Below are 13,094 nucleotides of genomic sequence, written 5' to 3'. Positions count from 1 at the left end.
CGGTGGCATGAGCGATATCAAGCTCCTCGTTTCCGATGTCGACGGGACGCTCGTCGACAAGGAGAAGAAGGTCACGCCCGCCACCGTCGACGCGGTCAAGCGACTGAAGGCGGCCGGCCTTGGCTTCACGATCATCAGCGCGCGGCCGCGTTCGGGGATGATGCCGATCGCGGACCTGCTCGGCATCGACGAGCCGATGGGTGCGTTCAACGGCGGGATCGTGTTCAAGCGCGACGGCACCGTGATCGAGCACCACATGATCGACGTCGATGTCGTCCGCGGCGCGATGGAGATCATCGGTGACGCGCCGGTCGACACGTGGTTCTTCGCGGACGATGTCTGGTACGCCAGCACCGACCAGGGTGGCCATGTCGGCAGCGAGAAGAAGGCGTCCGCGCAGGACCCGGTGATCGTCTCCGACTTCACCGACCTGCTCGCCAAGGCGGACAAGGTGACGTTCGTAAGCGACGACGAGGATTTGTTGCGCGACCTGCACGCTAAGGTCGCCGCGAAGTTCGATTCGCAGGCGACGATCGTCCAGTCGCAGACCTATTATCTCGACATCACGCCGGTGGCCGGCAACAAGGGCAGCGGGATCGAGGAACTGGCGGATGCTTTCGGCATCTCGTTGACCGAGACCGCGGCGATCGGCGATCAGGCCAACGACATCGCGATGCTCAAGCGCGCCAAGCTGGCGATCGCGATGGGCAACGCGCCACAGACTGTTCGCGATGTCGCGCACGAGATTACCAGCGCGAACGATGCCGACGGCGTCGCACACGCGATCGACACCTTCATCCTTACCGGAGTTTCCGCATGAAAGACCTCGTTGCCTTCGACCTCGATGGAACGCTGGCCGAGAGCAAGCAGCCCCTGCAGGAGCCGATGGGCGAGGCGCTGGCGAACCTGCTCGACGTCGCGCATGTCGCAGTGATCTCGGGCGGCGACTGGCCGCAGTTCGAAAAGCAGGTCGCGTCGCGGCTGCCCGAGCGGGCCGATCGCACCAAGCTGTGGCTAATGCCGACGACGGGGACCAAGCTGTACCGGTTCGATGGCGAATGGCGCGCGGTGTATGCCGAGCTGTTCGAGGAAGACGAGAAGCAGAAGATCCTCAAGGCGTTCGACGAGGCGCTCGAGGCGACCGGCTTCGTGCCGGAGAAGACCTGGGGCGAGCGGATCGAGGATCGTGGCAGCCAGATCACGTTCTCTGCGCTCGGCCAGGAAGCGCCGATCGACGCCAAGCACAGCTGGGATCCGGATTTCGCCAAGCGCAAGGTTATCCAGGCGGATCTGCAGAAGCGCCTGCCGGGGCTGTCGATCAACATGGGCGGCGCGACCTCGATCGACATCACGCGTGAGGGTGTCGACAAGGCGTATGGCTTGAAGAAGCTCAACGAGGCGAGCGGCATCGCGCTCGACAAGATGATGTTCATCGGCGACGCGATCTTCCCGGGCGGGAACGACTATCCGGCCGAGCAGCTTGGGCTCGACGTCGTGAAGGTGAAGAACGTCGACGGCACGCTGGCGGCCATCGCCGGGATCGTCGCGTGCCTGAAGTAAGGGCATGAGCGTCGCCTTCCGTCGCGAGAGTGACGAGGAACATCTCGAGCCGAAGTTCGAACAGCCGATCGCGCCGGGGCCTAATCTGGTCACGGCGCGAGGGTTGCGGTTGCTTGGCGAGCGCGTGGCCGAGATCGAGGCGGCTGTTGCGGCGGAGACGGACGAGGAGGCGCGCAAACTGCTGCTGCGCGACCTGCGCTATTGGCACACGCGTCAGACGACCGCCGAACTCGCGCCGGAGCCGGAAGAGGATGAGGTCGGGATCGGCTCGCGGGTCCGTGTTCGGATGAATGGGGTTGAGCGCGTGATCGCGATCGTCGGTGGCGACGAGGCGGAGCCCGGCGAGGACCGGCTGGCGTTCTCGGCACCGCTGGCGCGAGCGCTGATGGGCGCGGCGGTTGGCGAGACGGTAGCGTTCGCGGACAAGGCGGATGCGATCGAGGTTCTGGCGATCGACAAGGATGACGGCTGATGGCTGAAGCGAAATTCGAACGGCATCGTCAGGCTTGGACTCAGGACGAGATCCAGAAGCTGCACACGCTCGCCAAGAAGGGCATGGCGTTGAAGGCGATCGCCAAGGCGCTGACTCGGAGCGAGGAGTCGGTGAAGGTTCGGGCGAAGGAAGACTCGCTGAATATTGCCAAGCTGCGGTAGTTTTTGGATGCTTAGCCCTCTCCCCTCCGGGGAGAGGGTTGGGTGAGGGGCTGTTCTTGGCGGTGCATTGCTTGGCTGCCCCTCACCCCGACCCTCTCCCCGGAGGGGAGAGGGAGCAGAAGGGGCGTTATCGCGCTCTACTAGTTCGTTGGAGGCCGTGGCTTCTCCATTTGGCGCCCCTCCGAATGGCACCACCCCGGCGGAGGCCGGGGCCCAGTTGGAAAGGTCGCTGTAACGAGACGCAACTTGCGCCACTGCCGTCCCCCAACTGGGCCCCGGCCTTCGCCGGGGTGGGGCGGTTTCTGTGTATTGCACTCTAGGTGCGCAGCAGATCACCACCTTTGTGAGCACACCCCGAACACGCTACAGCGACCACCCCTTACTTGTTCTCCCGCGAAGGCGGGAGCCCAGTCTGGGTCCCCGCCTTCGCGGGGAAACATTCTAATTAGCGGCTGCTGACCGAAGCCGCACGGAGCCACACTTGTCCGAATACGACGCGATAATCCTCGGCGCAGGCGCAGCCGGCCTCATGTGCGCCGCCGTCGCCGGCCAGCGCGGGCGGAAGATCCTGCTCGTCGATCATGCCGACCAGGCCGGCAAGAAGATCCTCATCTCCGGCGGCGGGCGGTGCAATTTCACCAACGTCCACACCGCCGCCGACCGCTACATCTCCGCCAACCCGCATTTCGCCAAGTCCGCGCTCGGCCGCTACGCCGCGCAAGACTTCCTCGCACTCGTCGAGTCCTACGGAATAGCGTGGCACGAGAAGACGCTAGGCCAACTCTTCTGCGACGGCTCCGCCAAGCAGATCGTCGGGATGCTGCTCGAAGAATGCGACAAGGGTCGCGTCGACCTGTCACTCGGCCGCGCAGTCACGGGGGTCGACCATGCCGACGGCCGCTACCGCGTATCGCTAGACGGCCGCACCGTCACCGCCCCCGCGTTGGTAATCGCAACCGGAGGCCCATCGATCCCGAAGATGGGCGCAACCGGGTTTGCCTACGACCTCGCGCGGCAGTTCGGGTTGAAGGTCGTCGAGCCACGCCCCGCACTCGTCCCGCTGACGCTGGGTGGCGACGAAATCCTGTTTCGCGAACTCTCGGGAGTCGCTGCCGACGTGGTCGCCACCGCCGGCAAGACCGCCTTCCGCGAGGCCGCACTGTTCACGCACCGCGGCCTATCCGGCCCCGCGATCCTCCAAGTGTCGTCATATTGGCGCAACGGCCAGCCTGTCGGCATCGATTTCCTTCCCGATCGCGAGTCCGGCTGGCTGCCCGCCGCCAAGCGTACCACGCCGCGCACGACTCTCCGAAAACTGCTCGGCAGCACGCTCCCGGACCGACTCGCGGAGACTTTGAGCGAGCGTTTGGGCATGACGAGCGAGATTTCCACGCTCACCGATCGGAAACTCCAGGACGCCGAACGCGCGCTAAGTCATTGGCAATTCACGCCGAATGGCTCCGAAGGCTATGCCAAGGCCGAGGTCACCGCGGGCGGAATCAGCACCGCGGAACTGTCATCGCAAACAATGCGAGCCAAACGCGTACCAATGCTGTATGCAGTCGGCGAAGCGGTCGATGTCACAGGGTGGCTCGGCGGCTACAACTTCCAATGGGCATGGGCGAGCGGGTGGGCCGCGGGTCAAGTCCTGTAGGGACCACCACGCCAGTGCCTTGCCGTTGCGTAAGCCGGCCACCAATTAGGACGTACATGCCTTTTACAAATATTCCGTCGCTTCTTTCCGAGGCGCTCGAAGCGCGCGGCTATACCGCGCTCACCCCCGTCCAGGCTCATGTGATCGAGGACAATGCGATCGGTCGCGACCTCGTCGTGTCGGCGCAGACCGGCTCGGGCAAGACCGTGGCGTTCGGCCTGGCGATGGCCGGCGAACTGCTCGGTGAAGCCGGCGAGGACGGCGTCCAGCGCCTGCCCGCACCGCACAAGCCGCTCGTGCTCTGCATCGCACCGACTCGCGAGTTGGCGCTCCAGGTCAGCCGCGAGCTGATGTGGCTCTATGCCAAGGCCGGTGCGCGGATTTCGACCTGCGTCGGTGGCATGGACGCCTCGAAGGAGCGTCGTTCGCTCGCACACGGCGCGCATATCGTCGTCGGCACGCCGGGCCGTCTGCGCGATCACCTCGAGCGTGGCGCGCTCGACCTGTCGGCCTTGAAGGTCGCGGTGCTCGACGAGGCCGACGAGATGCTCGACATGGGCTTTCGCGAAGACCTCGAGCAGATCCTCGACGCTTCGCCTGAAGCACGCCGCACGCTGTTGTTTTCGGCGACGATGCCGCGGCCGATCGTCGCGCTCGCCAAGCGTTACCAGAAGGACGCGCTGCGGATCTCGACCGTCGGCGAGGATCGCGGTCATGGCGACATTTCGTACCAGGCCGTCACGGTCTCCCCGTCCGAGATCGAGCATGCGGTGATCAACCTGCTGCGCTTCCACGAGGCGGAGACGGCGATGCTGTTCTGCGCGACTCGCGATAACGTGCGTCATCTGCATGCGAGCCTGGTCGAGCGTGGCTTTGCCGCCGTCGCGCTGTCGGGCGAGCACTCGCAGAACGAGCGTAACGCGGCGCTTCAGGCTCTGCGTGACCGTCGTGCGCGTGTCTGCGTGGCCACGGACGTTGCCGCCCGCGGCATTGATCTGCCGACGCTGAGCCTCGTCGTGCACGTCGAATTGCCGCGTGACGCCGAGACGCTCCAGCATCGCTCGGGTCGTACCGGTCGTGCGGGCAAGAAGGGCACCGCCGTCCTGATCGTGCCGTTCCCGCGTCGCCGTCGCGTCGAGATGATGCTCCGTGGTGCGAAGATCAACGCGGAGTGGGTCAACGCCCCGACCGCGGAGGACATCCGCAAGAACGATCACGAGCGGCTGATCGGCATGCTGTTGCAGCCGGTCGAGGTCGAGGAGGAGGATCGCGCACTCGCCGTCCGCCTTATGGCGGAGAAGACGCCGGAGGATATCGCCGCCGCGCTGGTGCACATGCACCGCGCGACGATGCCGCAGGCCGAGGATCTGATCGACCAGAGCAAGCAGCCGACTCAGGACGAGCGTTCGCAGGGGCCGCGCGCGGGCTTCGAGGACACCGTCTGGTTCCGCATGGACATCGGTCGTCGCCAGAACGCCGATCCGCGCTGGATCCTGCCGCTGATCTGCCGTCGCGGGCACATCACCAAGTCGGAGATCGGCGCGATTCGGATTGGGCCGAACGAGACCGCGTTCGAGATTCCCCGCGCGGTGGCGTCGCGTTTCTCGGCGGCGATCCAGCGTACGGCACAGGCTGGTGAAGAAGAGAGTGGCGTGGCGATCGAGGCGATGCAGGGTGCACCCGAGAGCGGTGCGCGGCATGACGGCGGTGGCGGTGGTCGCAGCAATGCGAGCGGCCCCCGCTCGACGCTGCACCGTGCGGCCCCCGCGGCGGTCCGGTTCCTACGCGCAAGCCCCCGTACCGCGGCAACCGCGAACGGACCTGACCCAGTCGATCCTTTGGTTGGGCTCTCCAGTCAACCAAAGTCCTTTGCCTAAAGCCTTTCCCAAACCCGTCACCCCAGCGAAAGCTGGGGTATCCCACGTGGCTCGCGACACGCGCCAAACAGGGAGATCCCCAGCTTCCGCTGGGATGACGGAATTGGGGTGGCGGTTCTCTTTGGATGTGCGGCGGCGGGCAACGGGCGTGGGACGACGGATTTAGCGCGCTGAATAAGGATACGGGGATGGCCGGCATTCGATCGCGAGGGTTCAGGTGACTGCCGACATGCCAACTACGCTCCGCATACTCGTCGACGCCGACGCGTGCCCCGTCAAAGACGAGATCTACAAGGTCGCGTGGCGCCACGAAGTCCCCGTGACGATCGTCGCCAACAGCCATTTCCGCATCCCCGTCCACCCGCTGATCTCCCGCGTGGTGGTCAGCGACGGATTCGACGCGGCCGACGACTGGATCGCCGAACAGGCCGACGCGAAGTCGGTCGTGATCACTGCCGACATCCTGCTCGCCGATCGCTGCGTGAAGGCTGGCGCGACCGTGCTGGCCAACACCGGCAAGCCGTTCACCACCAGCTCGATCGGTGGCGCCATCGCCACCCGCGCGATCATGGCCGACCTGCGCGCGGGTGGCGACATTATCGGCGGCCCTGCGCCGTTCTCCAAGACCGACCGGTCGAGCTTTCTGTCCGCACTCGACGCGGCACTTGTGCGGTTGAAGCGCCTCTAAGGTCGCGTGCCGATCCTCCCCTATGAGGGGAGGTGGCAGGCCGCAGGCCTGACGGAGGGGTAGCCCGCCATCGAGAACGCGATACCCCTCCGTCTGGCAGGTGCCAGCCACCTCCCCTTGCAGGGGAGGATGTAGATATGGTTTTACCGCCCGCCGAAGCACGCGCGGGGTTGCCATCCTGTGCCCCGCATCGCCATAGGCGCGCGTTCATACAAGGACGACGCATGCAGATGGACGCTGGCGGCCCCGCGCTGGGGCTGGATTTCGGCACGACCAACAGCGTCGTGGCGCTGGGGACCAAAGACGGCACGCCCGAGCTGGTGACGTTCGCGGCCCCCGCCGAGACGAGCCCGGTGTTCCGTTCGGCGTTGTGTTTCTGGCAGGACGATAGCGGCAAGGGGCTCGCGTCGGATGCGGGGCCGTGGGCGATCGCGGAATATATGGAGTATCCGCTCGACAGCCGGTTCATCCAATCGTTCAAGTCGGTTGCGGCGATGAAGACGTTCGAACAGGCGTCGGTGTTCGACAAGCGCTATCGGTTCGAGGAAATGGGGCAGCTGTTCCTCGAAAAGCTGATTTCGCATGCAGGCGGCAAGCTCGACACGCGGCCACACCGGATCGTCGTCGGGCGGCCGGTCGAATATGCCGGCGCGCGGCCCGACGAGGCGCTGGCGCGCATGCGGTATGACGCGATGTTCAAGGGCTTCGGCGCGGAGATCCATTATGTCTACGAACCGCTGGGCGCGGCGTACAGCTATGCGACGCGGCTGACCGAGCCGGCGACCATTCTGGTGGCGGATTTCGGCGGCGGTACGAGCGACTTTTCGGTGGTGCGCGTTGCCGAGCCGGGCGCGACGCGTCGGTGTACGCCGCTTGGGCATGCGGGTGTCGGGATTGCGGGTGATCGGTTCGATTACCGGATCCTCGACCGGCTGGTGCTGCCGATGCTGGGCAAGGGCGGCGCGTACAAGTCGTTCGGCAAGGAACTGGAGATTCCGCGCGCGTATTTCGCCGACTTCGCGGACTGGTCGCGCCTCGCGCTGATGCGCAATCGCAAGACGATGACCGAGTTGGAGCGGTTGCAGAAGACCGCGATCGATCCGGATGCGATCGGGCGGATGATCGCGGTGATCGAGAACGAACTCGGCTATCCGCTGTACGATGCGGTCGGGTCGCTGAAGCGTGCGCTGTCGAGCGGCGAGGACGCGCATTTCCATTTTGCGGGCGCGGGGCTGGAGATCGAGGCAGACGTGACGCGCGCGCAGTTCGAGGGCTGGATCGCCGACGACGTCGTGCGGATCGAGGCGGCGGTCGACCGCGCCTTGGAGGTTGCCAACGTCGGCGGCGGCGAGATCGACCGGGTGTTTCTGACCGGCGGTTCGTCGCTGATCCCGCGCATCCGGCAAATCTTCGTCGAGCGGTTCGGCGAGGCGGCGATCATGAGCGGCGGCGAACTGACCTCGATCGCCCACGGGTTGGCCTTGATCGGCGAGCAGGACGATATCGCGGCGTGGTCGGCATGATCCCGAGGGTTCTGCTCGGGACGGCGCAGGTGCCGGGTGGAGGTGAGCTTCGGTTGCTCCAGCGTGGCGCCGAGTTCTCGATCATGCTCGGCGCGAACGAGTTGATGAACAGCCGGTTGAGCGGGTCGGAAGAGGCGCTGGCGGAGCAGGCGTGCGACCGGATCGGTGGGCGTCCGGGCGTGCGGATGCTGATCGGTGGGCTCGGGATGGGCTTTACGCTTCGTGCAGCGCTGTCCAGGCTTGGCCCTGACGCGGAGGTGGCGGTTGCGGAGATCGTGCCGGCGGTGATCGAATGGGCGCGGGGGCCGATGGCGCCGCTGCACGGCGACAGCCTGACCGATCCGCGGACGCGCATCTTCGAGGGCGACGTCGCTGCTGCGATCGCGGAAGGCGAGTGGGATGCGATCCTGCTCGACGTCGACAATGGCCCGGACGGGATTTCGCGGCCGGGTAACAATCGGCTGTACGGAGCCCGCGGATTGTCCCTGGCCCGTGCTGCCTTGCGACCGGGGGCGTACTTGCCGTGTGGTCGTCGGCGCCGAGCAAGCCGTTCGCTACCCGACTTGCCGAAGCGGGGTTCGCGGTCGACGAAGTGATTGCGCGGGCGACGCGGAAGGGCGGCGCGCGGCACACGATCTGGTTCGCTACCAGGGCATGATCTGGCGGTGGGCCGTATTGATCGCGCTGTCGGCGGTGATCGCGGGGGTGCTGGAGGTCGTTGGGCTGCCTGCGGGGTTGTTGCTCGGGCCGATGGTCGCGGCGGTGGTGCTTGCGGTGAGGGGTTGGTCGTTGACCGTGCCGACTTCGGCTTTCGCGGCGCGCAGGCGGCGGTGGGGACGCTGATCGCGGGCTCGATCACGACCGGGATCGTCGCGACGGTGGCGGATCACTGGCCGGTGTTCCTGATGGTCAATTTCGTCACGCTCGCCGCCAGTAGCGTGCTCGGATATTTGCTGAGCCGGTGGCAGGTGTTGCCGGGCACCGTCGCGGTGTGGGGATCGACGCCGGGCGCGGCGAGCGCGATGGTGTTGATGGCGCAGGCGTACGGCGCGGATTCGCGGCTGGTCGCGGTGATGACGTACACGCGGGTGGTGAGCGTGGCGGTGGTCGCTTCGGTGCTGGCGGCGGTGATGGTCGGCGGCGGGAGCGGGCATCATGTTGCGGCGACTTGGTTCGCATCCGTAGACGCGGTGGTCGTGCTGCGGACGATCGCGATTGCCGGTGTCGGTGCGAGTGTTGGGGTCGTGCTGAAGCTTCCCGCCGGCGCGCTGCTCGGGTCGCTGGTGGCGGGGGCGGCGCTCAATGTCACCGGCGTCGCGCAACCGGTGTTGCCGCAGTGGTTGCTGGCGGTCAGCTATGCAGTGGTCGGGTGGCGGATCGGGCTGTCGTTCACGCGCGATACGCTGCGGGTGGCGGGGAAGGCGATGCCGCGTATCCTGTTGTCGGTGGCGCTGCTGATCGCGTTCTGCGGCGGGATTGCGGCGGTTTTGACACGGTGGTGGGGGATCGATCCGGTTACCGCATATCTGGCGACGAGTCCTGGCGGGATGGACTCGGTCGCAATCATTGCGGCGTCGAGTCCGGTCGATGTGCCGTTCGTAATGGCGCTTCAGGTGTTGCGGTTTCTGGGGGTGTTGCTGATCGGGCCGCCGCTCGCGAAGTTCGTGGCGACGCGGCAGGGCGGCGTGCCGCCGCCGGTCATTCCGACTTAGATTGATCCTCCCCTGCAAGGGGAGGTGTCGCGCAGCGACGGAGGGGTGTCGCGCTATCGGGAGCGGGTCACCCCTCCGTCAGCGCTTCGCGCTGCCACCTCCCCTTGCAGGGGAGTATCTGCGGTCAGCCCTTGGTCGGACGATACGCCTCCACGTCGATGTCGTGGCGCTTCAGCTTGTCGTAGAACGTCTTTCGCGGGATGCCGAGTGCGGCTAGCGCCGAGCGCACGTCGCCGCTGACCTGTTGCAGGGTCGCGCGGATCGTGGCTTCCTCGAACTTGTCGACGCGGGCGGGGAGGGGGATATCGCTGTCTTCGTCGACCGCCTCCTCCGCCTCGACGCGCAGGACGAGGCGCTTGGCGAGGTTGTCGAGTTCGCGGACGTTGCCGGGCCAGTCGTGCTGGCCGAGATACGCTAGCGTCGCGGTGTCGATCGTCGGGACCTCGCGGCCGAACCGTTCCGCCGCCTGATGGAGCAGATGCCCGAACAGCAGCGGGATGTCGTCGCGACGTTCGCGTAACGGGGGGATGCGCAAGCGTACCGCGTCGAGCCGGAAGAGCAGGTCGGCGCGGAAGCGGCCTTCTTCGACCGCCTGTTCGAGGCCGGGTTTGGCGGCGGCGATCACGCGCAGGTCCAGCGCACGCGGGAGGTCGCCGCCGACCGGCATCACCTCGCGCTCCTCGAGTACACGGAGCAGTTTCGCCTGGAACGCTGGCAGCGTGCTCTCGATCTCGTCGAGGAACAGCGTGCCGCGGTTCGAGGCCTCGATCCGGCCGGTGCGCGGCAGGCGGGAGTCGCCGTCGTGGCCGAACAGTTCGATCTCCGCGACCGCCTCGGGCAGCGCGGCGCAGTTGACCGCGACGAACGGGCGCGAGCGGCGGTTGCTCCAGCGGTGGAGTAGTACAGCGACAAGTTCCTTGCCGGTGCCGGTCTCGCCTTCGACCAGCACGTCGATGTCGGCCTGCGCGATCTGGCGCATCGTTTCGCGCAGGCGGACCATCACCGGGGTCTCGCCGATCAGGGGTTCGGCGCCGACCGTTTCCTCGGCGGCGGCGCGGAGGCGGCGGTTGTCGAGGACGAGGCGGCGCATTTCTAGCGCCCGGCGTGCCCCCGCAATCAAATGGTCCGTCGCGAACGGCTTCGGGATGAAGTCGAACGCGCCGTTCTTGAGCGCGGCGATCGCCATCGCGACGTCGCCGTGGCCGGTCATCAGCAGCACCGGGATCTCGTGGTCGATCGCGGCGATCCGGCGGAAGAGTTCGAGGCCGTCCATCTTCGGCATGCGAATGTCGGATACGACCGCGCCGTCGAACCCGGCGGTTACGCGGGCAAGTGCGACGGTCGGGTCGCGCTCCGCGATCACCGCGATGCCGGCGAGTTCAAACGATTGCTCGAGCGCTCCGCGGAGGACGTCGTCGTCGTCGACGAGCAAGACGGCTTGCTCGCTCATGCCTTCACCAGGATCATACGGAAGATGGCGCCTTCTGGAGCGGGGACGAGGTCGAGCGTGCCGCCGAACTCGGTCATGATGTCGCGCGCGATGCCGAGGCCGAGGCCGAGGCCGTCCTTCTTGCTCGTCGCGAACGGGGTGAAGAGGTGGTCGGCGATGTCGGCCTCGATGCCGGGACCGTTGTCCGCGACGGTCAGCACGACATCGCGGCCTTTCCGACCGACCGTGACACTCACGCGGGCATCGCGTCGGTCGGCGACCGCGTCGAGTGCGTTCTGGAGGAGGTTGACCAGCACCTGTTCCAGACGGACGCGGCCGGCGATCACCGTCAATCGCGCCTCGGGGCCATTCGGCAGGTCGAGCATGACCCCCTTCGCGCGGAAGCGGTCTCCGATCAGCAGGCGGACGCCGTCGATCGCCTCGTCTAGCGCCACCGGGCCGATCGAGCCTGCGCCGCGCCGGGCATAGCGCCTCAGCCCAGCGGTAATCGTGCCAATCCGGCTAGTGAGATCGACGATCGACTGGAGATTGGTCGCCGCACGCGCGGGTTCTCCGCGGTCGAGGAAGGCAGCGGCGTTGTCGGCGAAGGTGCGGATCGCGGCGACCGGCTGATTGATCTCGTGCGCGACGCTGGCGGTAATCGTGCCGATCGAGCCGACGCGGTTGGCGTGCGCCAGCTCCTCGCGGGCCTGGCGGAACCGCTGGTCGGACGCCTCGCGCTGTTCGACCTCGATCTGGAGGCGGTCGGCGGTGGCGCGGAGTTCGGCGGTGCGGCGGGCGACTTCCGCCTCCAGTTCAGCGCGCGCGCCGACGTTGCGCTTGCGCCGCTCGTACAGCCACCATGCGCCAAGCATGGCGGCGATCGTCAGCATCGCGGCGATCGCGGTTGCCCAGCGCGTGCGCGCTGCGGCGGTGCGCAGGGCAGCGTCGAGCGGCTCCATATGCACCAGCCGCCAGCCGGAGATCGGTACCGGCAACGACACCGTGATCGCAGGCGATCCGTCGGGCAGCCGCGAAACCCCCTCGGCAAGCGTCAGTGGGGCGGGAGCCAGTGGCGACGTCCCGAACTGGCGCGTCTCGACCAGCTCGGCGCGGCGCGAAGGCGAGAGTGGGCGGGTGGTCCGAAATTCGAGCTTCGGATCGCTGGAGATCAGGATGACGCCGTCGGGATCGGTGACGAAGGTCGCCATCCGGTCCTGGATCCACGCGCGTGCGATCTTTTCGAACTCGACCTTGACCACGACCACGCCGAGCGGTCGACCGGCGCGGTCGATCCGTCGTGACAGGTACAGGCCCGGCCGCCCGCTGACGCTGCCGAGTGCGAAGAACTCGGTTGCGCCGGAGGCCATCGCCTTGGTGAAATAATCGCGGAAGCGGTAGTCGTGGCCGAGGAAGCTGTCGGGGCGGCCGGCGTTCGAGGCGGCGATCGTCATGCCTTGCGTATCGAGCGCATAGATCACCGGGGCGCCGGTGCGCTCGGCCAGCAGCGCAAGCTTGGTGTTGAGCGCCGGGTCGACCTGGCCCGACGCGAGTGCCGCGCGGACGTCGGGGTATTCGCCGAGCATTATCGGCAGCAGGCGATAGGTCTGCAGCTCCGCTTCGAGCAGGCGAAGGTTGCTCCGCGTCTGCTGGACCGCGCGCATCCGAACGCCTGCGCGCGCGTCTTGGGCGGCGCGCTGGCCGTAGATCGAGGCGACTCCCGCGACGATCACGCCAAGCGCCGCGAACGCCAGCAGCACCGTCAACGCCGTGACGAAAAGGGGAGATCGGAGTCGCGTCATTTTGTGCGGATTATCACACACGCACCGCCCGCACCATTGATGAAATGCGGCGATTTCCACACGTCCGAACAGTGGGTATGCTGATAAATGGCTAAAAACCAACGTTTTAAGCGCTGAAGGCGCGGCTCTTGTAGTCCTGGGTTCGGCCCGGCATTACCGTCGCACATAACGTCCCGCGTGAGTGGACGAGAATGC

The 13,094-nt window shown here is 66.7% G+C and carries 11 protein-coding genes and 1 pseudogene; 10 read left to right on the top strand and 2 right to left on the bottom strand.

Annotated elements, in window-relative coordinates; genetic code table 11:
* The first annotated feature begins 7 nt into the window (after positions 1-7).
* The 10 genes and pseudogenes from QP164_RS12465 to QP164_RS12420 all read left to right on the top strand — a co-directional run bounded on the left by QP164_RS12465 (position 8) and on the right by QP164_RS12420 (position 9,668).
* Positions 8-820, top strand: coding sequence for a Cof-type HAD-IIB family hydrolase (locus QP164_RS12465; RefSeq protein WP_333923339.1), 813 nt, complete (start codon positions 8-10; stop codon positions 818-820).
* Positions 817-1,560: an HAD-IIB family hydrolase gene (locus QP164_RS12460; RefSeq protein WP_333923338.1), complete on the top strand. Its 744-nt coding sequence runs from the start codon at positions 817-819 to the stop codon at positions 1,558-1,560. Before QP164_RS12465 ends, QP164_RS12460 begins: the two co-directional genes overlap by 4 nt.
* 4 nt (positions 1,561-1,564) lie before the next feature.
* The gene (locus tag QP164_RS12455; RefSeq protein ID WP_333923337.1) at positions 1,565-2,032 is read left to right on the top strand and encodes a GreA/GreB family elongation factor; all 468 of its coding nucleotides are present in this window, start codon (positions 1,565-1,567) and stop codon (positions 2,030-2,032) included.
* Positions 2,032-2,214, top strand: a complete 183-nt coding sequence (locus QP164_RS12450) for a hypothetical protein (RefSeq protein WP_055881387.1) — start codon at positions 2,032-2,034, stop codon at positions 2,212-2,214. Before QP164_RS12455 ends, QP164_RS12450 begins: the two co-directional genes overlap by 1 nt.
* Before the next feature lie 481 nt (positions 2,215-2,695).
* Positions 2,696-3,868, top strand: coding sequence for an NAD(P)/FAD-dependent oxidoreductase (locus QP164_RS12445; protein WP_333923336.1), 1,173 nt, complete (start codon positions 2,696-2,698; stop codon positions 3,866-3,868).
* 56 nt (positions 3,869-3,924) lie between these two features.
* Entirely contained in the window at positions 3,925-5,745 is a 1,821-nt protein-coding gene (locus tag QP164_RS12440) for a DEAD/DEAH box helicase (protein ID WP_333923335.1), read from the top strand.
* A 229-nt stretch (positions 5,746-5,974) separates the two neighbouring features.
* On the top strand, positions 5,975-6,433 hold the full coding sequence (locus tag QP164_RS12435; RefSeq protein ID WP_333924252.1) for a YaiI/YqxD family protein: 459 nt from the start codon (positions 5,975-5,977) through the stop codon (positions 6,431-6,433).
* Between the two features lie 224 nt (positions 6,434-6,657).
* Positions 6,658-7,956, top strand: coding sequence for an Hsp70 family protein (locus tag QP164_RS12430; RefSeq protein WP_443027440.1), 1,299 nt, complete (start codon positions 6,658-6,660; stop codon positions 7,954-7,956).
* A pseudogene (locus QP164_RS12425) lies at positions 7,953-8,614 on the top strand (spermidine synthase). The gene QP164_RS12430 and the pseudogene QP164_RS12425 overlap by 4 nt, the downstream one beginning before the upstream one ends.
* Positions 8,615-8,738: 124 nt before the next feature.
* A complete protein-coding gene (locus tag QP164_RS12420; RefSeq protein ID WP_333923334.1) occupies positions 8,739-9,668 on the top strand; it encodes an AbrB family transcriptional regulator in 930 nt (309 codons plus the stop codon).
* Between the two features lie 124 nt (positions 9,669-9,792).
* On the opposite strand, the gene QP164_RS12415 is transcribed toward QP164_RS12420, so the two are convergent.
* Positions 9,793-11,118 (bottom strand): sigma-54-dependent transcriptional regulator, encoded by a 1,326-nt coding sequence (locus tag QP164_RS12415; RefSeq protein ID WP_333923333.1) that lies wholly within the window; start codon positions 11,116-11,118, stop codon positions 9,793-9,795.
* Positions 11,115-12,899, bottom strand: a complete 1,785-nt coding sequence (locus tag QP164_RS12410; protein WP_333923332.1) for a sensor histidine kinase — start codon at positions 12,897-12,899, stop codon at positions 11,115-11,117. The genes QP164_RS12415 and QP164_RS12410 overlap by 4 nt, the downstream gene beginning before the upstream one ends.
* Positions 12,900-13,094 lie beyond the last annotated feature (195 nt).

This window comes from Sphingomonas sp. LR59, assembly GCF_036855945.1.
Classification (GTDB): Bacteria; Pseudomonadota; Alphaproteobacteria; order Sphingomonadales; family Sphingomonadaceae; genus Sphingomonas.
The sequence above is the reverse complement of the archived record's forward strand: the minus strand, read 5'-3'. Positions and strand labels throughout refer to the sequence as shown.

What these genes read in the sequence shown, in the direction of transcription:
- QP164_RS12465 (WP_333923339.1), top strand. Translation starts at nt 8, where the DNA reads ATGAGCGATATCAAGCTCCTCGTTTCCGATGTCGACGGGACGCTCGTC.
- QP164_RS12460 (WP_333923338.1), top strand. Translation starts at nt 817, where the DNA reads ATGAAAGACCTCGTTGCCTTCGACCTCGATGGAACGCTGGCCGAGAGC.
- QP164_RS12455 (WP_333923337.1), top strand. Translation starts at nt 1,565, where the DNA reads ATGAGCGTCGCCTTCCGTCGCGAGAGTGACGAGGAACATCTCGAGCCG.
- QP164_RS12450 (WP_055881387.1), top strand. Translation starts at nt 2,032, where the DNA reads ATGGCTGAAGCGAAATTCGAACGGCATCGTCAGGCTTGGACTCAGGAC.
- QP164_RS12440 (WP_333923335.1), top strand. Translation starts at nt 3,925, where the DNA reads ATGCCTTTTACAAATATTCCGTCGCTTCTTTCCGAGGCGCTCGAAGCG.
- QP164_RS12435 (WP_333924252.1), top strand. Translation starts at nt 5,975, where the DNA reads ATGCCAACTACGCTCCGCATACTCGTCGACGCCGACGCGTGCCCCGTC.
- QP164_RS12430 (WP_443027440.1), top strand. Translation starts at nt 6,658, where the DNA reads ATGCAGATGGACGCTGGCGGCCCCGCGCTGGGGCTGGATTTCGGCACG.
- QP164_RS12415 (WP_333923333.1), bottom strand. Translation starts at nt 11,118, where the DNA reads ATGAGCGAGCAAGCCGTCTTGCTCGTCGACGACGACGACGTCCTCCGC.
- QP164_RS12410 (WP_333923332.1), bottom strand. Translation starts at nt 12,899, where the DNA reads ATGACGCGACTCCGATCTCCCCTTTTCGTCACGGCGTTGACGGTGCTG.